Consider the following 20,197-nt stretch of genomic DNA (forward strand, 5'->3'; position numbering starts at 1 on the left):
CGACAGAACCAGCTACAAAGCCACCATCAGCATCGACATCCTGACCGCCCGCACCCCTTGACGCTCAACACCCAGCACTAACTACACGGCGTTGGGGCTAGACCGCCCGCGATGCGGGGCCCGGGGCGGGGCCCCGCACGCGGCGGGGCCCCGCCTCAGCTGCCTCAGCGGTGCGCCGGGAACTCCACGACCTGCTGATAGGTGGGCCGGTTCTGCCAGCTGATCTTGTCGTGGGTCAGCCCGCCGACCGGCCGTTGGACGATGGCGTCGGCACACCACTGGTCGCCCGCCGCGCAGTTGTCGTCGCCGGGGTAGACCTCGGCCGCCGTCTTGGCCGCGGCCGTCCCAAGGCTCGTCAGCAGGGCGTCCCGGCACGCGGCGAGATCGCCGCCGCCGCAGTACCGGTGGGCGAGCGGGCCCTTGACGTCCTCGCCGAGGACGCTCCGCAGATCCTTGTCGACGTAGGACCACCAGCCGTACTGGAAGGACGATCCGGCGTGCGAGCCGGTGGGCCCGTGCCCGGCCGAGGGCGCTTCGTCGACCCCCAGATTGACGCGCAGCGCGTCGTAGAGACCGTCGCCCAGCCCGGGTTTGAACTCGGCCTCCACCAGAAGCGGCCACCACGCGTCCATGATCCGTACGGCGTCCGGGTGCCCATAGGTGTGCGAGCCGGGGCTGGTCTCACGGCGCTGCGCGCCCGCCGACCGCCAGGACTCCAGCCGCTGCACCGCGGTCGCGAGCTTCGGGTCGTCGATGGGCCCCGACCGCACCACCTTCAGCAGCTCGGGCAGGACGTCCTCGCCGCGCAGATCGGTGAGGGCGGCCTCGGCCATGGCCCGGGTGAGCGCGGCGCGGGTGACGCCGCCCTTCCTGACCAGTGCGCGTACCCGGTCGTCGAGGAGGTTGCCGCGGTGCACCGAGCCGTTGCCGAAGCCGGCCGCGCTGTAGTCCTTGGCCAGCTTGTTGTTCCAGCTGATGTAGTAGTCCTGGTCGATGGATTGCGGATGCTCGGCGGGCGGGGTGTAGGCGGCGGTGTTGGCCGTCGGATCGAAGTCCCGCCACTCGTACGCGGTCTCGGCCTTGACCGGCAGCGAGGCGTCGATGCCGGCGGCGCGCGCCGGGTTCAGCCCGCTGTTGTAGTAGGCGGTCTGCCGGGAGTCGGCGTAGAACCAGTTGAAGGTGTAGTTGATGTTCTGCACGGCACTCTGGAAGGACTTCGCGTCCCGTACATAGCCCGGGTCGTTGAGCATCTGGAAGCCGGTGATCGAGTCGGCCTCATGGCGGTAGGTGGCGCGCAGCGACGTGTAGGCGACGGGTTTGCCGCCGACGGTCGCGCGATGCGTCACCAGTCCGTACGCGGTGCGGTGAACCTGCATCCGGTACGAGCCCGCGGCGGTGGAGTCGGCGACGGTGGGCTTCCACGCGTTGCGCCGCTCCAGCTTCTCCATGGGCCGGCAGTCGCCGTGGTAGCGGTAGTACGTGGAGTCCTTGCCGGGCGCGCCGCCGTCCGGGGAGCACAGCTCGACCGCGTAGGTGTCGGTGATGTCCTGGGCGGAGGTGGTGGCGCTCCAGGCGTAGTCCTGGCCGCGCCCGAGCTGGACGTACATCCCCACGCCCGCGAAGGAGGCGCCGCGTGCGCTGATCCCCGGGCCCTGGAGCTCCTGGAGCATCAGCAGCTGGGGGGCGAAGTAGCCGGTCTGCGGGCCGAAGACGGCTACCGGGTGGCCGCCGGCGGTGTACTTGCCGGAGACGACGAGCGCGTTGGACATGCCCTTCTTGCGGCTGAACAGATCGCGGGGCAGCACCCCGTCGTCGTAGATGCCGCGCAGCCTGTCGAGGGAGCCGGGCGCCTTGACCGTGGCGCGCGCCTTCGTCGTGGCGCCGCCCTGGCGGTCGTAGACGAGCCGTTCGGGGGTGACCGAGCCGGGGTCGGGCATGGCCACGCCCTGGGCGTTCGCCGGTTTTTCCGCGTACGGGAAGCCAGTGCCGTCGTGCACGGTCAGCACCGCCTCCGGGTCGTTGCGCTCCCGGAAGGACTCCCACACCTTGGTGCCCTCGGCGAGGCCGTACTTCTGCTGGGCGGCGAGCAGCGAGAGCGCGCCCTCCACCTCGCCGCCTCCGCCGTTGCCGAAGAGGGCGCCGACGACGGAGGCGAGGGCTATCAGATCGGTGAGCTTGAAGGGCTGGATCTCACCGGCGTTGGTGATCGCGTCGATATGCCCGGTGAGCACGTACTCGCCGGGGAAGGTGCGGCCGTCCTTCGCCTTCCTGGCGTAGGCGTTGATGCCGTCGACATATGACTGGGCGTCGGCCAGCGCCTGCTTACCGCGCTCGCCGCCGTGAGCGAGGATGGAAGCGATCTGCGCCTGGTAGTCCTGCTCGGTGTACGGCGCCTGCCGGAAGAAGTCCTGCTCCAGGCCCTGGTTGGCGGCGGCGCCGCCGGCGAAGGAAGTCAGCTCGCCGCGCCCCACATGGCGGAAGAGGTCCATCAGCCACAGCCGGTCCTGGGCGGCGGCGTAGCCGGCGCCGAACTCGGTGCCCTCGCGGGTGGTGCCCTGGATGTGCGGCACACCGGTCTTCTTGTCGCGGGTGATCGTGACGTCGTCGCGCGGCTTGGTCACGGAGGCCACCTGATCGGCGGGCACCCCGAAGGAGGAGTCGTTGAAGAAGCCGGTGAGCTTGTCATCGGTGAGGGTCGGATAGCCGCCGGCCAGGTTGTTGTACGGGCCGAGTTGGTCGGTGCTGTGCTCGGGGTGGGTGCCGAACGCCCGGTTGCCGAGGATCTCCACCAGCGTCGCGTTGCCGTTCGCGCCCGGCGGGAGGATATCGGCGCACTGGCCCCGGCAATAGTCGGTGACGGCCGCGGCGGCGGGCTCCGCACTGGCCTGTTGGGGAAGCGGCGCCGCGAGGGCCGCGCCGAGCCCCAGCACGGCGGCCGCCGCGATCACGGTGCTGGTGAGCTTGCGGCTTCTGATGGGTTTGCGGGATCTGATGGCCTTGCGGGTGCTGGTGGGCTTGGCGGTTCGTCGTCGCATATCCGCTCCTCCCGGTTGCCGTCGGGACGGAGGTTACCCACGGTTCAACCAACCCGGAAGATGAGCGTGCGTCAACTCATTGATGTGGCCTACCCGAGAACTTCCCGGGAATCCGATGGATCCGGATCGCACTGCGTTACGTCCATTCCACAACGAGTCGGGTCCGCACTCGCGGAGGTGGTATGAAGTGGCCGGTTTCAGAGCACTCGCACGAGAGGTTCGCAATCCACGCAGACACGTCACCGCCCGGCGCAGCTCGCTGCGCAAATGTCTCGAACGGTTCGCGCCGTACGGGCACCGGGCGACCTGGCACCATCTGTGCACCCGGACCGGGATCATCCCGGAGGACCGTAACCCCGAGCCCCTACGGCTGATCGCGGCACTGGAGGAGCTCGAGGAGGCCCGCACCCTGTGGCTCGCGTACGAGGCGGACTTCGCCGCCCGGCGCAGGCAGGAGAAACACCTCGGCATCCGCCAGCCGAGCGCCGTCGACGACTGGCATCTGCACACCTGGGGCGGATGCGACATCATGCCCTGCGAAAGCCCCTCGGCCCATCCCGCCGGCCGGCTCGCGGAGGTACTGCGCCGGCTGATCGTGGCGATGGAATCGGGGCCGGGATCGGCCTGCCCCATCTGCGCGCGGGAGCGTCTGGTCTGGCACGAGGATCTGGACCGCTACCCGGCGGCCGGGCCGGTCTGCGGGGACTGCGGCATCGTCGTGCCGGTTCCGCTGCTGACCACCGAGGCCCTGACGGCGTCCAGGCGCGCCCAGTTCGAGAGGCGGTACGCGGCCGCCTGACCCCGGCCGCCCCGCCCCAGGGGCGCGCTCGCCACCAAGGCCCCGCCCCCGGAGCCAGGCGAGCGCGCCACCGATACCTTTCACCGGACCGCCCGACGTCCCCCTCACGTCTGGCCGTCGACGGCGCCGCTCAGTGCACCCCCGGTGGCCGCCACCCATGCCCCCGGCCGCCGACGGCGACCGCCCGCCAGGGCGGGGAGCCGGCCGGGCGGGCGGCGGCGTGCAGGGGTCGCATCAGGGGTGCGTTGACAGCGGTAAGGTCTCCCACGCATGCTGAGCAAGCGCTTAGTGAGTGGTTGCCCAGGAGGCATGCATGGCAGAGCCCAGGATTTTCACCTCGCCCGACGAACTGCGGTCCGCGGTCGGCGAGGAACTCGGCCCCAGCGACTGGCTGGAGGTCGACCAGAAGCGGATCGATCTGTTCGCCGACGCGACCGGCGACCATCAGTGGATCCATGTGGACGCCGAGAAGGCGGCCGCCGGCCCCTTCGGCACGACGATCGCCCATGGCTATCTGACGCTGTCCCTGCTGCCCTCGTTCACCCCGCAGCTGCTGCGGGTCGACGGGGTGCGGATGGGCATCAACTACGGCGTGAACAAGGTCCGTTTCCCCTCCCCCGTCCCGGTGGGCTCCCGGCTGCGGGCCTCGGGCCGTATCGCGGAGGTGGCGGAGGTGACGGATGGGGTGCAGCTGACGCTGGTGGTGACCATGGAGCGGGAGGGCGGCACCAAGCCGGTGTGCGTGGCGGAGTCCGTCGTCCGCTTCTACCCCTGACGGGACAGCCGGGCGGAGCGGCCGCGGCGGCGCGGCGCGTGGGTCAACCGCTCGCCGCCGCGGTCCGGTTCCGCCCCGCCCCCACCATGCGCAGCACCAGTCCGGCGTAGAGCTCGCCGACCTCGTCGGGGGTGCTGCGGCCCTGGACGTTGAACCAGCGGGCGACGTCGATGCACAGGGACAGCACGGCGACCGTGGCGCCGCGGACGTCCGGGACGTCGAAGTCGCCCGTCTTCACCCCGTCCTCGATGATCGAGCGCACCGCGTCGTCCGTCGCCTTGCGGATGGCGATGACCTCGGCGTGGTGCTCCTCGGCGAGCGCGCCGAGCTCGTACTGGACCACGCGCGCGGTCATATGGTGCTCGGCGTGCCAGCGGACGAAGGAGCGGACGGCGTCGGCGAGCCGCTCGGCGGGGGTGCCGCCGCCGTCCCGGGCCCGCTCCAGGATGTCCAGGGCGAGCCGGTGGCCGACCTTGCTGATCTGGTAGAGCAGCTCTTCCTTGGTCTTGTAGTGGATATAGAGGGCGGCCGGGCTCATCCCGGCGCGGCCCGCGATGTCCCGGGTGGTGGTGGCGTGGTAGCCGCGCTCCGCGAAGGCGTGCACCGCGGCGGTCACCAGCCGCCGGGCCGCGTCCGGGGTGATGTCGCCCCACACCTCGGCCCTGCCCTCGGTCTGCTTCGGCTCCACGTCCATGGCGCACACCCTACACGGAGAGTGAGCAAGCGCTTAGAGGTGTCCGGCGGTCAGAAGGCCGAGACTCCGGTCAGCGCCCGGCCGATGAGCAGCTTCTGGATCTGGCTGGTGCCCTCGTACAGGGTCATGACACGGGCGTCGCGCAGCAGTTTGCCGACCGGGTACTCATCGATGTAGCCGTATCCGCCGAAGACCTGGAGGGCGTTGTTGGCGCAGCGCACCGCCGCCTCGCTCGCGTAGAGTTTGGCGACGGAGGACTCGGTGGCGAAGGGCAGTCCGCGGTCGATGTGGTCGGCCACCCGCCAGGTGAGCAGCCGCGCCGCGTCCACGTCCACCGCGATGTCGGATATCAGCTCCTGGACCAGCTGGTGGTGGGCGATGGTCCGGCCGAACTGCTCGCGCTCCCCCGCGTACGCCACCGCCGCGTCCAAGGCCGCCTGGGCGATGCCGACGCAGCCGGCCGCGACCGACATCCGCCCCTTGGCCAGGGCCGACATGGCGACCGAGAATCCCTTGCCCGCGGGGCCGACCATCGCGGAGGCGGGCACCCGCACCCCGTCCAGGGTCAGCTCGGCGGTGGCCTGGCCGCGCAGCCCGAGCTTGCCGTGGATCTCGCGGCGGATCAGGCCGGGCGCGTCGGCGGGGACCAGGAAGGCGCTGATGCCCCGGTGGCCCTCGTCGGGGCCGGTGCGGGCGAAGAGCAGCACCACATCGGCCCAGGTGCCGTTGGTGATGAAGGTCTTGGCGCCGCTGATCACATAGCTGTCGCCGTCCCGCTGCGCGCGCGTGGTCAGCCGCGCGGCGTCGGAGCCGGTCCCGGGCTCGGTCAGCCCGAAGCAGCCCACCGCCTCGCCCGAGCACAGCCTCGGCAGCCACTCCCGCTTCTGCTCCTCGCTCCCCCAGGCGGCCACCGACTTGGCGACCAGGCCGAGCGAGACGGAGACGATGCCGCGCACCGAGGAGTCGCCGCGGCCCAGCTCCTCGGTGACCAGGACATAGGAGAGGTGGTCGCCGCCGCTGCCGCCGTACTCCTCGGGGACGGTCAGCCCCAGGAAGCCGAGCGCGCCGAGCTTGCGGACGACGCCCCGGTCCACCCGCTCCGTACGGTCCCACTCGGCGGCGTACGGGGTGACCTCGCGGTCGACGAAGTCCCTGGCGAGCCGCCGCACCGCGGTCTGCTCCTCGGTGAGCTCGAGATCCATGGGACACCTTCCATGAGGAGAGTTAACTACCACTGCTAGTTTTAATGCGGAGCTCTACTATGTGCCGCATGGCCCGCCCCCGCAAGCCCCTGCTCAGCCGCGAGCGCATCGTCGCGGCCGCCCTCGGGCTGGTGGACTCCGAGGGGCTCACGGCGCTCTCCACCCGACGCCTGGCCGCCGAGCTCGGGGTCAGCGGGCCGTCGCTCTACAACCACTTCACGACCAAGGACGAGATCCTCGACGCCGTCGCGGACACGGTCATCGCCCAGGTCGATGTATCGATGTTCGAGGACGGCGAGGACTGGCGCACGGCGCTGCTGGAGTGGGGCCGTTCCTACCGCGCGGCGCTCGCCGCCCATCCGCACATCGTGCCGTTCCTCGCCCAGGGGCCCGGCCGCCGCCCGGCCGGGCTGCGGATGGCGGACGCGGTCTTCGGCGGCATGGTCAAGGCGGGCTGGCCACCCGCGCACGCCACCCGCATCGGCGCCCTGATGCGCTACTACGTGGCCGGCTCGGCGCTCGGCTCCTTCGCGCGCGGCTTCGTCGACGACCCGAGCGCCTACGACCCCGCCGACTATCCGCATCTGGGCCAGGCGCATCTGCTCGCCGAGCACCAGGAGCGGGTGGACGAGGGCGCCTTCGAGACGGGGTTGCGGGCCCTGGTGGACGGGCTGGCACTGTGGCACCCGGAAACGGCCAGGTGACGGCGGTTTCTCAAGGCTAGGATCGCCCCATGTCACAGCTTGTATCGGTCAACTACCGCAAGTACGACGGCACTCTGCACTGGAATCTGCGCATGCGCAGGCTCGGCGAGGACGACCACGGCGTATGGCTGGGGCTTCCGGCCCACTCCGTGATGCGCAAGGGACACGGCCCCGACGTCACGCTCGATGTCGCGCATGTGATCCTCTGCCCGCGCGATGCGTGGTGGACCGCGGCCTTCAACGCCCCGCCGCGCGAGACCGAGATCTACTGCGACATCACCACCCCGCCCGAGTGGGTCTCCCCGTACGAGGTCACGATGGTGGACCTCGATCTCGACGTCATACGCAAGCGGACGGACGGCGCGACGCGGATGGTCGACCAGGACGAGTTCGCCGAGCACCAGGTGCGGTACGGATACCCGGCGGAGGTCATCGCGGAGGCTGAGGCGGCGGGGCGCCGGCTGCTGGAGGCGGTGGGCGGCGGGGCCGAGCCGTTCGGGGACGCGTACGGCCGGTGGCTGAGCATGGTGGACGGCGACGGCGAGCGGCCGTAGACCGCCCTAGAACACCACCAGGGCCCGCCCGCCCCTCCCCTGAAGCATCGCGTCGAAGGCCGCCGGGATGCCGTCCAGGCCGATCCGCTCGGTCACCATGGCCGACAGATCGAGGCGGCCCGCGCGGATGTGCTCGGCGAGTACGGGCAGATCGCGGGCCGGGTCGCTGTTTCCGTAGACACAGCCGGAGAGCGTACGGCCGAAGTAGAACAGCTCCAGCGCCGAGAACGAGACCTGCTGCTCCTTGCCGCCGATCCCGACGACCGCCGTCCGGCCCCCGCGCCGGGTGGCGGACCACGCCGTACGGATGGTCTCGGCGCGGCCGACGCACTCGATGGCCACGTCCGTGCCGTGGCCGCCGGTGAGGGCGCGGATCCGCTTGGCCGTCTCGTCGCCGGCCGGCACGAACTCGGTCGCGCCCGCGGCGCGGGCCAGCTCCTCCTTCGCCGGGGAGACATCCACCGCGACGATCGGGCCCGCACCCGCGATACGGGCCGCCTGCAGCACGGCCAGCCCCACCCCGCCGACGCCGAACACCGCGACCGACTCACCCGGTCGGACCTGGGCACAGTGGTGCACCGCGCCGTACCCCGTGAGCACCGCGCAGCCGAGCAGGGCGGCGTCGGTGAGCGGCACGCCCTCGGGCAGCGGCAGCACGGCGTGCGCCGGTACGACGGTCTCCTCGGCGAAGGCGGCCGTGCCGAGCCCGGGGTAGAGCTCACTGCCGTCGGAGCGGAGCTTGGCGTACGGGGCGGTGGCGGCGCCCCCGGCGTTGGCACACAGCCAGGGTTCAGCGAGCCCGCAGAAGTGGCAATCGCCGCAGGAGGGGGCCCAGTTGAGCACGACGGCATCCCCCGGCGCGACCCCGGTCACCCCCTCGCCCACCGCTGTCACCGTGCCCGATCCCTCGTGCCCGAGGACGGCGGGGGCGGGCTGGCGGAGCGTGCCGTTGGAGAGTGACAGATCCGAATGACACACCCCGGCGGCCGCGAGCCGCACCCGCACCTGCCCGGGGCCGGGGTCGGGCAGATCGATCTCGGCGAGACGGAGTGGGGTGCCGATGGCGGGGAGGACGGCGGCGCGGGTCATGGGCGTGGCTCCTCGGGTTGGCGGAACGGATGGATTATCGCGATCGGTGGGGCGCGTCGGGCGCCTGCGGCGGGCGGAGCCCCCACCCCGCCCCTTCCCGGAACCGGGGCTCCGGCCCGGACCCGGCTTCGCCCCCGGGCCCCCGGACGCCTTTCGGGCGTGTCCTCAATCGTCGGACGGGCTGGGTTTCGCCGGCGCGTTCGAGGGGCGGGGTCCAGGGGCGGAGTCCCTGCCACGGGCGGCAGCGAAGGGCGGGGCAGGGGCACCCCATCGCCGCCCACCCTCAGAACTGCAGCGACTTCGTCTGGAGATACTCCGCCAGACCGTGCGCGCCCAGCTCCCGTCCCACTCCCGACTGCTTGTAGCCCCCGAACGGCGCCAGCGGGTTGAAGCGCCCCCCGTTGATGTCGACCTGCCCCGTCTCCATCCGGCGTGCGAAGGCGACGGCCGTCGCCTCGTCCGCCGCCCATACCGCGCCCGCCAGCCCGTAGACCGTGCCGTTGGCGATGCGGAGCGCGTCGTCCTCGTCCTCGTAGCGCATGAGGCAGATGACCGGGCCGAAGATCTCCTCCTGGGCGACGGTCATCTCGGGAGTGACGTCGGCGAGGACGGTCGGCGCGAGGTAATAGCCGGTTTCGCGGCCCTCGGGGGTCTGCGGGCCGCCGGCGACGAGGCGGGCGCCTTCCTCCAGGCCCCGTTCGATATAGCCGCGCACGCGGTCGCGCTGCGTGGCGTTGACGACGGGGCCGAGGCGGCCGCCCTCGTCGTGGGGGTCGCTCGGGAGGTACTTCTTGGTGGCGGTGGCGGCGAGGGCCACGGCCTCCTCGTAGCGGTCGGCGTCGACGAGCATGCGGGTCCAGGCGCTGCACGTCTGGCCGGAGTTGGCGAAGACGTTGGCGACGCCGACCTTGACGGCCTTGGCCAGATCGGCGCCCGGCAGGATCACGTTGGCGGATTTGCCGCCGAGTTCGAGGGCGACCCGCTTGACGGCCGCGCCCGCGACCGCGCCGATCCGCTTGCCGACGGCCGTGGAGCCGGTGAAGGAGACGAGGTCGACGTCCTCGTGTCCGGCCAGGGCCTGGCCCGCGACCGGGCCGAGGCCGGTGACGAGGTTGAACACCCCGGCCGGGAGGTCCGCTGTGTGGACGGCCTCCGCGAAGAGCTGGGCGACCAGCGGGGTGTCCTCGGCGGGCTTGAGGACGACCGTACAGCCGGCCGCGAGCGCGGGTGCCACCTTGGCGACGATCTGGTGGAGCGGGTAGTTCCAGGGGGTGATGGCGCCGACGACGCCCACCGGCTCCTGGAGCACGGTGGAGTTGCCGACCTTCTCCTCGAAGGCGTACGAGCCCGCGAGCCGCGCGTACGATCCGGCGACCGTGATCGGCAGGTCGGCGTGGACGGCGCGGGCGAAGGCGAGCGGTGCGCCGAGTTCGGCGGTGACGGTTTCGGCGATCTCGTCGCGGCGGGCGGCCAGCGCGTCGCGCAGCGCGGCCAGCCGGGCGGCGCGTTCGGCGGGCGGGACGGCGGCCCAGCCGGGGAAGGCCGCGCGGGCGGCGCGTACGGCGGCGTCCACGTCCTCGGCGGTGCCGGCCGGTACGGCGCCGATGACCCGTTCGTCGGCCGGGTTCACGACCTCGATGGTGTCGGAGCCGGCGGACGGCCGCCACGCTCCGTCGATGTACATCCCGTCATGGGCCTGCATCGCGCCTCCCGCGTCGGCAGCCGTTTTCCTGGCGGGATACAAACTAGCGCCGGTAGTTTTAGCCTGCCAGGGGGTGTGGCGTGCCCTGGGTCACGTAGGCCCTGTCCTGTTGGTCTTCGAGGCTGAGACATCGGCGACCGCCGCCGTAGGAGCCCGCGGTGGCTTCACGGGTCAGATGATGCCCAACGCGAGCCCCGCGGCCGGCACCACCAGCGAGGTGAGCGCCGCCCACCCCTTGAACTCGTCGTCGTCGCCGTCCGCACCGTCGGCGGCGTCCGCCGCCGGGCCGCCGGTGGCCGACTCCGCGTCGGTGCCGCCGCCGGCGCCGGTGGTCCGCCCGGCCTTGCCGAAGCGGACGCCCTTGCCGCCCTTGGCCCCGGCGCCGGGGCCGACGAGCCTGCTCGTCGTGTCTTGACGCGAGAGCAATAAGCGCAAAACCCCAGGTCAATCCGGTTGGGCGGCGGAGAGCTCAAGAGCGGTCACCCGCACCGGGCAGCCGTTGAGCACAGCCGTCCCCGACAGCGGATCGAGCCGCGAGCCGTCGATGAGCTGATTGACGTTGACCCCGGGATCGGCCTCGGCCACCGACAGCCGGGTGCCGGGACGGCCATGGCCCCAGCCGTGCGGAAGGCTCACTACCCCGGTCCGTACCGCGTCCGTCACCTCGACCGGCACCTGCAGCTCCCCGCCGTCGCCGGTGACCCGCGCGAGGCCGCCGTCGGTCAGGCCCAGCCGGGCGGCGTCCTCGGGGTGGACCTGGAGCGTGCAGCGGTTGCTGCCGCCCATCAGCGCCGGGACGTTGTGCATCCAGCTGTTGTTGGAGCGCAGATGGCGGCGGCCGACGAGTACGAGCCCCGCGGGCCGGTCGCCCAGCGCGCGGCGCAGCCGGCCGACGTCGGCGGCGATGGGTTCCGGGCACAGCTCGACCGTGCCGCTGCGGGTCTTCAGCAGACCGGGGATGCGCGGTCGCAGCGGTCCGAGGTCGATGCCGTGCGGATGGGCGAGCACCTTCTCCAGGCTCAGCCCGTCGGGGTCGGCGCCGAATCCGTCGCCGTACGGGCCGAGCCGCAGCATCATATCCAGCCGCCGCTCGGCGCCGGTCAGCCCGGTCAGCCGCGCGGCCGGCTCGGCGCTCTCGCACCCGTACACCGGCGAGTGCGGGTCGGCGACCGCCTTGCCGAGGGTCGCGTCGATCACCATCGCGTCCACGGCCGCCGGATCGGCCCCGCCCTGGCCACTCACGCACAGCACCAGCCGCGCCAGGATGTCGGTCTCGCTCATCCGGTCGGCGTCGAGCGGAACGGCGGCGCGGGTGTAGCGCACCTGATTGCGGACGGCGAGGCTGTTGAAGGCGTAGTCGAAGTGCGGGCTCTGGCTGGGCGGGGGCGGCGGCAGGACGACATGGGCGTGGCGCGAGGTCTCGTTGAGATACGGATCGACGCTGACCATGAAGTCGAGCCCGGCCAGCGCCGCGTCGAGGCGGTCGCCATCCGGCGCGGAGAGCACGGGGTTGCCCGCGAGCGCCAGCAGCGCCCGGATCTTCCCCTCCCCCGGCGTCTCGATCTCCTCCGCGAGCGCGACCGTGGGCAGTTCGCCCTTCGCCTCGGGATGGCCGCTGACCCTGCTGTGCCAGCGGCCGAGCGCGAACCCCTTCCCGGGCCGCGCCGGGCCCTCCCGCCGGGCCGTCGCGGCCAGGGGGAACATCGCGCCGCCGGGCCGGTCCAGCTGCCCGATGAGCGCGTTGACCACATCGACCAGCCAGCTGGTGAGCGTGCCGAACTCGACGGTGGTGGAGCCGATCCGCCCGTACACCACACCCCTCGCCGCCGCGGCCAGCTCCCGGGCGAGGGTACGGATCTCCTCGGCCGGCACATCGCACGCCCCGGCCACCGCCTCGGGCGGGAAGTCGGCGGCCAGCCGCCGGACCTCCTCCACTCCGCTGAGATGCTCGGCGAGCGGGCCCAGGGCGACCAGATCCTCGGCGAACAGCACATGCGCCATGGCGAAGAGCAGCAGGGCGTCGGTGCCGGGCCGGATCGCCACATGGCGGTCGGCCAGCTTCGCCGTACGGGTGCGCCGCGGATCGATCACCACCAGCCGCCCGCCGCGCCGCCGCAGCGCCCGCAGCCGGCCCGGGAAGTCGGGGGCGGTGCACAGGCTGCCGTTGGAGTCCAGCGGGTTGGCCCCGAGCATCAGCAGATGGTCCGTACGGTCCAGATCGGGCACCGGGATCGCGTTCGCGTCGCCGTACAGCAGTCCGCTGGAGACGTGCTTGGGCATCTGGTCGAGGGTGCTGGCGGTGAAGACATTGCGGGTGCGCAGCGCGCCGAGCAGCACCTGCGGATAGAGCCCGCCGGCCACGGTGTGCACATTGGGATTGCCGAGCACGACCCCCACGGCCTGCGGTCCGTGCTCCCGCAGCAGCGGCCCGAGCCCCGCCTCGACGGCCGCGAACGCCTCGTCCCAGCCGGCTTCCTGAAGCCGCCCGTCACGGCGTACGAGCGGTCGCCGCAGCCGGTCCGGGTCCGCGTCGAGCTCACCGAACGACGCGCCCTTGGGGCAGATGAAGCCCCGGCTGAAGACGTCCTCGCGATCGCCGCGCGCCCGGGTCACCCTGCCCTCCTCGACGGTCAGGGTGAGCCCACAGGTGGCCTCGCACAGCGGGCAGATACGCAGGGCGGTACGGCTCATCGGTCCCTCCGGGGAACGGCGACGACGACGGCGACGGTGGCGCGCGACTCACCATACCGACTGGTACGCATGTCGGGGAACGGCTGCGGCAGACCGCCCTGTCCCGGCCCGGCCCGGCCCGGCCCGGCCGCTGTCGATACGCGACTCCGCCGCACCGGGGGCAACCCTCCGGCCCCGGCCCCAGGCGCCGGACGGGCTTGCGGCTCGTCCGGGCGAAATACAGCCCGTCCGGCGCTTGAGGACACACCCGAAGGGTGTCTGAGATCAGGGACGAGGACGCAGGCTGGGGCCCGGGGCGCCCCAGCCCCCGACCAGGCCGGGGAGGGGCGGGGCGGGGCGGGGAACAACCCGCCGCCCCCTCAGTCCAGCAGCCGCGCCAGATAGGCCCGCAACAGCTCCTTCGTCTCCGCCACGATCGCCGGATCGCCCGCCGGGTCCACCCGGAACGCCAGCCGCAGCAGCGCGTCCGCCGCCTCGACCGCGAGCAGGAAGGCGACCCGCAGCCGCTCGTCGGCCTCGTCACCGCCCTCGACCCCGAGGCGGTCGGCGAGCAGGGCCCGCAGCCGGTCCGCCACCAGGTGGTTGGGCTGGTCCGGCAGTCCGGTCGCCGGGACCGGCATGCCGAACTCGATGAGCGCGAACCCCGGCGCCCCGCGCTTCATCGCCAGATACTCGTCGACGACGACGTCCATCGCCTCCCGCCAGCCGGCGTCCGGACCGGACTCGGCGAGCCGCCGGGTGATCCGCGCGGCGTACTCGTCGAGATTGCGGTGGGCCAGGGCCTCGGCCATCGCCCGCTTGTTGGAGAAGAAGCGGTAGACCGAGCCGATGGGGACCTGGGCGCGCTCGGCCACCGCGCGGGTGCTCAGTTGTTCATAGCTGATCTCGTCGAGCAGCTCGGCGCAGGCGTCGAGGATCCGGCCGAGGCGTTCGGCGCTACGGCGTTGGACCGGATGGCGGCGGAGGGGGGGTAGGGGCACGCCACCATCCTGCCCGATCATTGACGCACCCTGTCTTCGATTCCTATCGTCTGACATAGGAATGGGTGAGCGGCGGAAGGCGTGCGATGGGCGACGGCACAGGGATCGAGCAAGCGCGTAAGACGGCCGAAGGGCTGGTCCACGCCTCCGGGTTCGGCAATGAGCACAGCAGCGAGGCCGTTCCCGGCGCGCTGCCCATCGGGCGCAACTCACCCCAGCGCGCCCCGCTCGGGCTGTACGCGGAGCAGCTGAGCGGCACCGCCTTCACCGAGCCGCGCGCCCACAACCGCCGCTCCTGGCTCTACCGCATCCGCCCCTCCGCCGCGCATCCGCCGTTCGTACGGACCGACAACGGCGCGCTGCGCGGCGCACCCTTCACCGAGACCGTGCCGAACCCCAACCGGCTGCGCTGGGACCCGCTGCCGGAGCCCCCCGCCGGCACCGACTTCCTGTCCGGTCTGTGGACCCTCGGCGGCAACGGCGACACCACCCAGCGCACCGGTATGGCCATCCATCTCTACGCCGCCAACGCGCCCATGACCGACCGGGTGTTCGGCGACGCGGACGGCGAGCTGCTGATTCTCCCCGAGCGGGGCGGGCTGCTGCTGCGCACCGAGTTCGGGCTGCTGCCTGCCGAGCCGGGCCATATGGCGCTCATCCCGCGCGGCGTGCGGTTCCGGGTCGAGCTGCTCGACCCCACCGCGCGCGGCTATGTCTGCGAGAACTACGGCCGCCCCTTCGTCCTCCCCGACCTCGGCCCGATCGGCGCCAACGGGCTGGCCAACGCCCGTGACTTCCTCGCCCCCGTCGCCGCCTACGAGGACGTCGAGCGCCCGGTGGAGGTGATCAACAAGTTCTGCGGCAATCTGTGGTCCGCGACGTACGACCACTCCCCGCTGGACGTCGTCGCCTGGCACGGCAACCACGTCCCGTACGTATACGACCTACGCCGTTTCAATGTGCTCGGCACCATCAGTTATGACCATCCCGACCCGTCCATCTTCACGGTGCTCACCTCGCCGTCCGACACCCGGGGGCTCGCGAGCGTCGACTTCGTGGTCTTCGCGCCGCGCTGGCTGGTCGGCGAGGACACCTTCCGTCCGCCGTACTTCCACCGCAATGTCATGAGCGAGTTCATGGGGCTGATCGAGGGCGCGTACGACGCGAAGACCGGGGGCACGGGCGGCTTCGTGCCCGGCGGCGGCTCGCTGCACAACATGATGTCGGCGCACGGCCCCGACCAGGAGACCTTCGAACGGGCCAGCTCCGCCGAGCTGACGCCGCGCAAGGTGGACGACGGGCTGGCCTTCATGTTCGAGACGCGCTGGCCGGTCACGACCACCCGGCAGGCGCTGGAGGCGCACCACCTCCAGGGGGGCTACGACGACGTATGGCAGGGTCTGGAGCGCCACTTCCGTCCGTGACGCCGGCTGTGACCGTGACCGTGACCCGTGCCGTGCCGTGACCGGAGACCCGTGCCGTGACGACCTTCGCCCCCGACTCGCTCGCCCTGAACCGCAAGCTGCCGCTGTGGTACCAGGTCTCGCAGTCGCTGCGCGCCTCGATACTCGGCCGAGGCCCGCATGACCCGCTGCGGCTGCCGACCGAGGACCGGCTCGCCGAGCACTACGGCGTCAGCGTGCTCACCATGCGGCAGGCGCTCAAGGAGCTGGAGTCGGAGGGGCTGATCAGCCGCCACCGGCGGCGCGGCACCTTCATCGAGCCGAGCGCGCGGCGCGGCTCGCCGGTGCGGCTGCTGGGGTCGGTGGACGCGATCGTGGCCCAGCAGTCCGGGGAGCGGACGACCGTGCTGGACCACGGCCGGGCGCCGGTGCCGGCGGAGCTGGCGGAGTACTTCCCCGGGCTGGACGAGGCGGCCGCCTACCGCCGGCTGCGCCGCGACGGCCACAGCGGCGAGCCGACCAACTGGGCGGAGAACCTCGTCCGCCCCGAGCTGGCCGACCGCATCGACCTCGCCGACCTCGCGCGCTGGCCGATGACGAAGGTGCTGAGGGACACGGTGGGGGTCCGGATCAGCCGGATCACGGACACGGTCGAGGCGCGCCTCGCGGACCCGGAGACGGCCCGCCTCCTCCAGGTCCCGCTGCTCAGCCCGATCCTGCACTACACGGGGGTGACGTACGACGAGAGCGGGCGGGTGGTGGACGTGGCCCGCATCCACTACCGGGGCGACCGCTTCTCGTTCACGGTGACCCTCGACGCCGAGTGACCGCCGTCGGCCGAGTGGTTCGCCCCGGGATGCGTTGCCGGCGGGCCGGGGCGCGCTGACGCCCGCGGCGTCGCGGGGGCGGCGATGCTCGCGTGGCCGCGCCCCGCCCGGCACCGCCGGGCCACGCCGTTTCGCGTGCCGCCGTCGGGGCGGGAGGACATGTCCGCCGCGGCGGGGGCCGGCGGTCAGCGGGACGTCGCACCGCCCCGGGGCCGGAGCCGGCCATGGATACCATTCCGGGCGTGGGAGAACGCGACGCACCGCTGCTGGGGGACCTGATGCCGTGGTCCGTGGGGCCGCTGCGGCTCGGGCGGGCGTGGGTCATGGGGCCGGACGCCGCGTCGCTGGCCGCGCGCTGGGAGCGGCTGGTCGGGGCCGAGGACGAGGCCGGGCGCGCGGCGCTGTTCCGGCCGAGCCGCGCCCGTACGCTGCACACCTCCGTACCGCAGCTGCCCGGCCAGGCAACCTCCACCGCACGGCTGGCGCGTGCGGACGGGCCGTGTCCCGCGCCGGTACGGGTCGCGCACGGGCCGTTCGACCAGCAGTGGCTGATACCGGATCACCGGCTGATCGACGCCGCCCGCCCGGAGCTGTGGCGGGTGGCCGACGACCGGCAGATCCATGTCGTCGAGGCGGCCGGACCGGATCCCGATCCGGTGCTCACCTTCTCCGCGCTGCTGCCGGACGGCCACTCCCCCGCCGGCCGTCCCGGCCGTATCCGGCCGCTCTACCGCCGCCCCGGCGGGCAGGAACCCAATCTCGCGCCCGGTCTGCTCGATCACCTCACCACGCGGCTCGGCCGCCCCGTCACCGCCGAGGACTTTCTCGCCTGGACCGCCGCCGTGGCGCGGAGGCACCCCTGCGCCGTCCCCCTCACCACCGACCCCGAGACGTGGGAGGCGGGCGTGGCGCTGGGCCGCCGTGCGCTGTGGCTGCATACGCGCGGGGCGCACAGTGGTGAGCGCCCGCGTATGCCGGGCGGCCAGCGCCCCTACGTACGTGCCGCGCTCCCGGCGCGCGGGCTGCCGGATTCCCTCGGCTATGACCCGGACGAAGCGGCCCTGCTCCTCGGCGAGGGCCGGATCTCCCCCGTACCGCGGACCGCGTGGGAGTTCCACGCGGGCGGGGTGCGAGTGCTGGAGACATGGTTCGAGCGCCGTACGGCCCTGGGCGAGCCCGGCACGCTGGAGGCGCTCGGCCCGGCGGGCTGGCCGTCCGCGTGGACATCAGAGCTGCTGGAGCTGATCACCGTGCTGGCGCTGCTCGCCGAGCTCCGCCCGGAGCAGCGGGCGCTCACCGACGGGCTGGCGGGCGGGCCCGGGATCGACGCGGCGGAGCTAGGCGCGGCGGGAGTGCTTCCGGTGCCGGGGGCGGCCCGGCGCCCGGCGTCGGTGCTGGACCATCACGAGGAGGGCCCGGAGGGCCAGTTCGCCCTGCTCTGACGCCCGTACGACCTGTGTGCCGACCGACGCTCAGGGCATCGGCCGGCTGGTCGCTGCTACGTCTGGCGGTGAGCCGGAGCGTCCGTCCTTCGCCGCCATCCCGGGACCACAGCGGCGTGGCGTGGATCACAGCACGGAGACAACCGGCTGGAGCGGGCCGGATGTTCCCGTGTCCGCCCGGGATGCGGACGACACCTCGTAGGGGCCGGTCGGATCAGCCGTGGCTGCCGAACAGCGAGCGACGCAACCGGCGCAGCGGCGCGAACAGCGACACCCGCGCGCCTCGGCTGTTCTTCGAGCGCGTGTGATCGCGCGCGGTCAGCTCCTGCATCAGCACTGCCGCGCCCTCGGCCTCCCGCTGGGGGACGGCAGGGCCGCCCATCACCGCGAGATGGCGTTCGAGGCGCGCGCTGGACGCGGCGCTCCCGCAATTGATGGCAGGCACTCGTGGCCTGCTGCGTACTGTTATCTGCTCCATGACACTCCCCACCCGTACGAGGGCACCCGCCCCGGGCAGAGTAACCCTACCTCCCCGAGCCGTCACCCACGCATCCCAGGTTACCGATTCACCACCGCGTCAAGGGTGTTGACGGGACCTATCACCCGCGGACAAATTGCCGGACGGACCAATCCATCCTCCCACCGGCCCCGAATAGCTGCTTGAAGGAATGCTTCCGACAAGCGTGCGAAGGACCGACAGGATGACCGCAATCACCAGGAGCTTGGCCGCGCTGGTCAGCTGTGCACTGGCCGCGGGCGGGCTCACGGCCGCCGGCGTGGCCGTGTTGCAGCCGGAGACGGCTCAAGCGTCCTCCCACCGCGAGGCGCCGCTGATCTCCGGTCAGCCGCAGTACGACACAACGGACGTCTACGCGTTCGTCAGCCCCGACAAGCCGAACACGACCACCATGGTCGTCAACATGCTGCCGTTCGAGGACCCGGCGGGTGGGCCGAACTTCTACAAGTTCGCCAACGACGCCCGCTACGACCTGCATGTCGACAACGACGGTGACGGGCAGGGCGATGTGCTCTTCCGGTGGACCTTCAAGGACCACTTGAAGAACGGGGACACGTTCCTCTACAACACCGGCCCGGTCACCTCACTCGACGACCCGGATCTCAACTTCACCCAGACCTATGACCTCGAAGTCATCAAGCTGAGGCACCAGAAGGCCGTCGCCAGGGCCACGCTCGGCCACAACCTCCCGGTCGCCCCGTCGAATGTCGGCAAGGCGTCGATGCCCAAGTACCAGACGCTCCGCGACCAGGCGGTGCGGAAGATCGGGTACAGCGGCGGTTCGACGGCCTTCGCCGGCCAGGCCGACGATCCGTTCTTCCTCGATCTGAGGGTCTTCGACCTGCTGTACGGCGGGGACATGTCCGAGGTCGGGCAGGACAGCCTCAAGGGCTACAACGTCCAGTCCCTGGCCCTCCAGGTGCCGACGTCGTCGCTGACCGAGTCCAAGGACCAGCCGGTCGTCGGCCTGTGGTCCACCACCCACCGCAAGACCGCGAACGGCGACTGGGCCCAGGTCTCCCGGCTCGGCAGCCCGCTGGTCAACGAGGTGGTCATCCCGCGCAAGAACAAGGACAAGTTCAACGCCTCGTCCCCGTGGGACGACGCGCAGTTCCTGCCGTTCGTCCAGGATCCGGAGCTGGCCCGGCTGGTCGAGCAGATCTACAAGATCAAGGCACCGGCCACCCCGCGCGACGATCTGGTCCAGGTCTTCCTCACCGGGGTGCCCAAGCTCAACCAGCCGCCGAACGTCCGCCCCGCCGAGGAGCTCCGGCTCAACACCTCCATCCCGCCGACCGCCGGCCCCAAGCGGCTCGGCGTCCTTGACGGCGACAACGCCGGATTCCCCAACGGCCGGCGGCTGACCGACGACGTCCTCGACATCTCGCTGCAGGCCGTGGAGGGCGAACTGCTCGGCAAGAAGAACGATCTGGGCGACGCGGTGGACGCGAACGACCAGAAGTTTGGCGGCTCCTTCCCGTATCTCGCGGTGCCCAACTCCGGTTCGGACGCCACCATCGCCGCGAAGAGCGCCGGACAGTCACTGCTGAACGGCGGTTCGGGCATCGGCTCCTCCTCCGACGACAACATGCTGCTCGCCGGGTCCGCGGCGGCCGGTGGCGGGGCCGTGCTGCTGCTGGGCCTCGGGTTCCTGTGGATGCGGTCGCGCCGCAGGGCTCCCCGCGTGCGCCGGCACTGACCCCTGGGTGCCACCGGCCCCTCCCCTGGGGCGCGGCCCCCGCAGATCCCGCGCGGCGGCCGTGCCCCTTTCTCCCCTCCCGTC

17 protein-coding genes are annotated in these 20,197 nt (G+C 72.2%); 8 read left to right on the forward strand and 9 right to left on the reverse strand.

What is annotated here, in order from left to right; genetic code table 11:
• Nucleotides 1-164: 164 nt before the first annotated feature.
• Nucleotides 165-3,035: a penicillin acylase family protein gene (locus ABZS71_RS15290; protein WP_356210278.1), complete on the reverse strand. Its 2,871-nt coding sequence runs from the start codon at nucleotides 3,033-3,035 to the stop codon at nucleotides 165-167.
• A gap of 187 nt (nucleotides 3,036-3,222) precedes the next feature.
• Between ABZS71_RS15290 and ABZS71_RS15295 the strand changes: the two genes are divergently transcribed.
• Entirely contained in the window at nucleotides 3,223-3,834 is a 612-nt protein-coding gene (locus ABZS71_RS15295; protein WP_355844367.1) for a hypothetical protein, read from the forward strand.
• Between the two features lie 313 nt (nucleotides 3,835-4,147).
• Nucleotides 4,148-4,609 carry a MaoC family dehydratase gene (locus tag ABZS71_RS15300; RefSeq protein WP_355844369.1) on the forward strand — a complete coding sequence of 154 codons (462 nt, stop codon included), beginning with the start codon at nucleotides 4,148-4,150 and terminating at the stop codon, nucleotides 4,607-4,609.
• Between the two features lie 43 nt (nucleotides 4,610-4,652).
• On the opposite strand, the gene ABZS71_RS15305 is transcribed toward ABZS71_RS15300, so the two are convergent.
• On the reverse strand, nucleotides 4,653-5,303 hold the full coding sequence (locus ABZS71_RS15305) for a TetR/AcrR family transcriptional regulator (RefSeq protein WP_355844372.1): 651 nt from the start codon (nucleotides 5,301-5,303) through the stop codon (nucleotides 4,653-4,655).
• Nucleotides 5,304-5,353: 50 nt separating this feature from the next.
• On the reverse strand, nucleotides 5,354-6,505 hold the full coding sequence (locus tag ABZS71_RS15310; RefSeq protein ID WP_356210281.1) for an acyl-CoA dehydrogenase family protein: 1,152 nt from the start codon (nucleotides 6,503-6,505) through the stop codon (nucleotides 5,354-5,356).
• A gap of 59 nt (nucleotides 6,506-6,564) precedes the next feature.
• On the opposite strand from ABZS71_RS15310, the gene ABZS71_RS15315 reads away from it, so the two are divergent.
• Together ABZS71_RS15315 and ABZS71_RS15320 are read left to right on the forward strand one after the other, a co-directional pair.
• Nucleotides 6,565-7,209, forward strand: a complete 645-nt coding sequence (locus ABZS71_RS15315) for a TetR/AcrR family transcriptional regulator C-terminal domain-containing protein (RefSeq protein WP_356210284.1) — start codon at nucleotides 6,565-6,567, stop codon at nucleotides 7,207-7,209.
• Between the two features lie 29 nt (nucleotides 7,210-7,238).
• Complete coding sequence (locus tag ABZS71_RS15320) at nucleotides 7,239-7,763, forward strand: DUF402 domain-containing protein (RefSeq protein WP_355844381.1); 525 nt, start codon at nucleotides 7,239-7,241, stop codon at nucleotides 7,761-7,763.
• Between the two features lie 6 nt (nucleotides 7,764-7,769).
• On the opposite strand, the gene ABZS71_RS15325 is transcribed toward ABZS71_RS15320, so the two are convergent.
• The 5 genes from ABZS71_RS15325 to ABZS71_RS15345 form a co-directional block, all read right to left on the reverse strand.
• The gene (locus ABZS71_RS15325) at nucleotides 7,770-8,852 is read right to left on the reverse strand and encodes a Zn-dependent alcohol dehydrogenase (RefSeq protein WP_356210287.1); all 1,083 of its coding nucleotides are present in this window, start codon (nucleotides 8,850-8,852) and stop codon (nucleotides 7,770-7,772) included.
• Nucleotides 8,853-9,135: 283 nt separating this feature from the next.
• Entirely contained in the window at nucleotides 9,136-10,554 is a 1,419-nt protein-coding gene (locus tag ABZS71_RS15330) for an aldehyde dehydrogenase family protein (RefSeq protein WP_356210290.1), read from the reverse strand.
• A gap of 171 nt (nucleotides 10,555-10,725) precedes the next feature.
• A complete protein-coding gene (locus tag ABZS71_RS15335) occupies nucleotides 10,726-10,980 on the reverse strand; it encodes a hypothetical protein (RefSeq protein WP_356210293.1) in 255 nt (84 codons plus the stop codon).
• Between the two features lie 18 nt (nucleotides 10,981-10,998).
• Nucleotides 10,999-13,245, reverse strand: a complete 2,247-nt coding sequence (locus tag ABZS71_RS15340; protein WP_356210296.1) for a molybdopterin oxidoreductase family protein — start codon at nucleotides 13,243-13,245, stop codon at nucleotides 10,999-11,001.
• Nucleotides 13,246-13,604: 359 nt separating this feature from the next.
• Entirely contained in the window at nucleotides 13,605-14,246 is a 642-nt protein-coding gene (locus tag ABZS71_RS15345) for a TetR/AcrR family transcriptional regulator (protein ID WP_356210299.1), read from the reverse strand.
• 65 nt (nucleotides 14,247-14,311) lie between these two features.
• On the opposite strand from ABZS71_RS15345, the gene hmgA reads away from it, so the two are divergent.
• The 3 genes from hmgA to ABZS71_RS15360 all read left to right on the forward strand — a co-directional run bounded on the left by hmgA (nucleotide 14,312) and on the right by ABZS71_RS15360 (nucleotide 17,897).
• The gene (gene hmgA, locus ABZS71_RS15350) at nucleotides 14,312-15,649 is read left to right on the forward strand and encodes a homogentisate 1,2-dioxygenase (protein WP_355844396.1); all 1,338 of its coding nucleotides are present in this window, start codon (nucleotides 14,312-14,314) and stop codon (nucleotides 15,647-15,649) included.
• 56 nt (nucleotides 15,650-15,705) lie between these two features.
• A complete protein-coding gene (locus ABZS71_RS15355; RefSeq protein WP_356210302.1) occupies nucleotides 15,706-16,455 on the forward strand; it encodes a GntR family transcriptional regulator in 750 nt (249 codons plus the stop codon).
• 224 nt (nucleotides 16,456-16,679) lie between these two features.
• Entirely contained in the window at nucleotides 16,680-17,897 is a 1,218-nt protein-coding gene (locus ABZS71_RS15360; RefSeq protein WP_355844402.1) for a type ISP restriction/modification enzyme, read from the forward strand.
• Between the two features lie 214 nt (nucleotides 17,898-18,111).
• On the opposite strand, the gene ABZS71_RS15365 is transcribed toward ABZS71_RS15360, so the two are convergent.
• The gene (locus ABZS71_RS15365; RefSeq protein WP_356210305.1) at nucleotides 18,112-18,375 is read right to left on the reverse strand and encodes a hypothetical protein; all 264 of its coding nucleotides are present in this window, start codon (nucleotides 18,373-18,375) and stop codon (nucleotides 18,112-18,114) included.
• A gap of 223 nt (nucleotides 18,376-18,598) precedes the next feature.
• Between ABZS71_RS15365 and ABZS71_RS15370 the strand changes: the two genes are divergently transcribed.
• The gene (locus tag ABZS71_RS15370; protein WP_356210308.1) at nucleotides 18,599-20,113 is read left to right on the forward strand and encodes a DUF4331 domain-containing protein; all 1,515 of its coding nucleotides are present in this window, start codon (nucleotides 18,599-18,601) and stop codon (nucleotides 20,111-20,113) included.
• Nucleotides 20,114-20,197 lie beyond the last annotated feature (84 nt).

The sequence above is a fragment of the Streptomyces sp. NPDC005393 genome, assembly GCF_040606675.1.
In the GTDB taxonomy this organism is placed as follows: domain Bacteria; phylum Actinomycetota; class Actinomycetes; order Streptomycetales; family Streptomycetaceae; genus Streptomyces.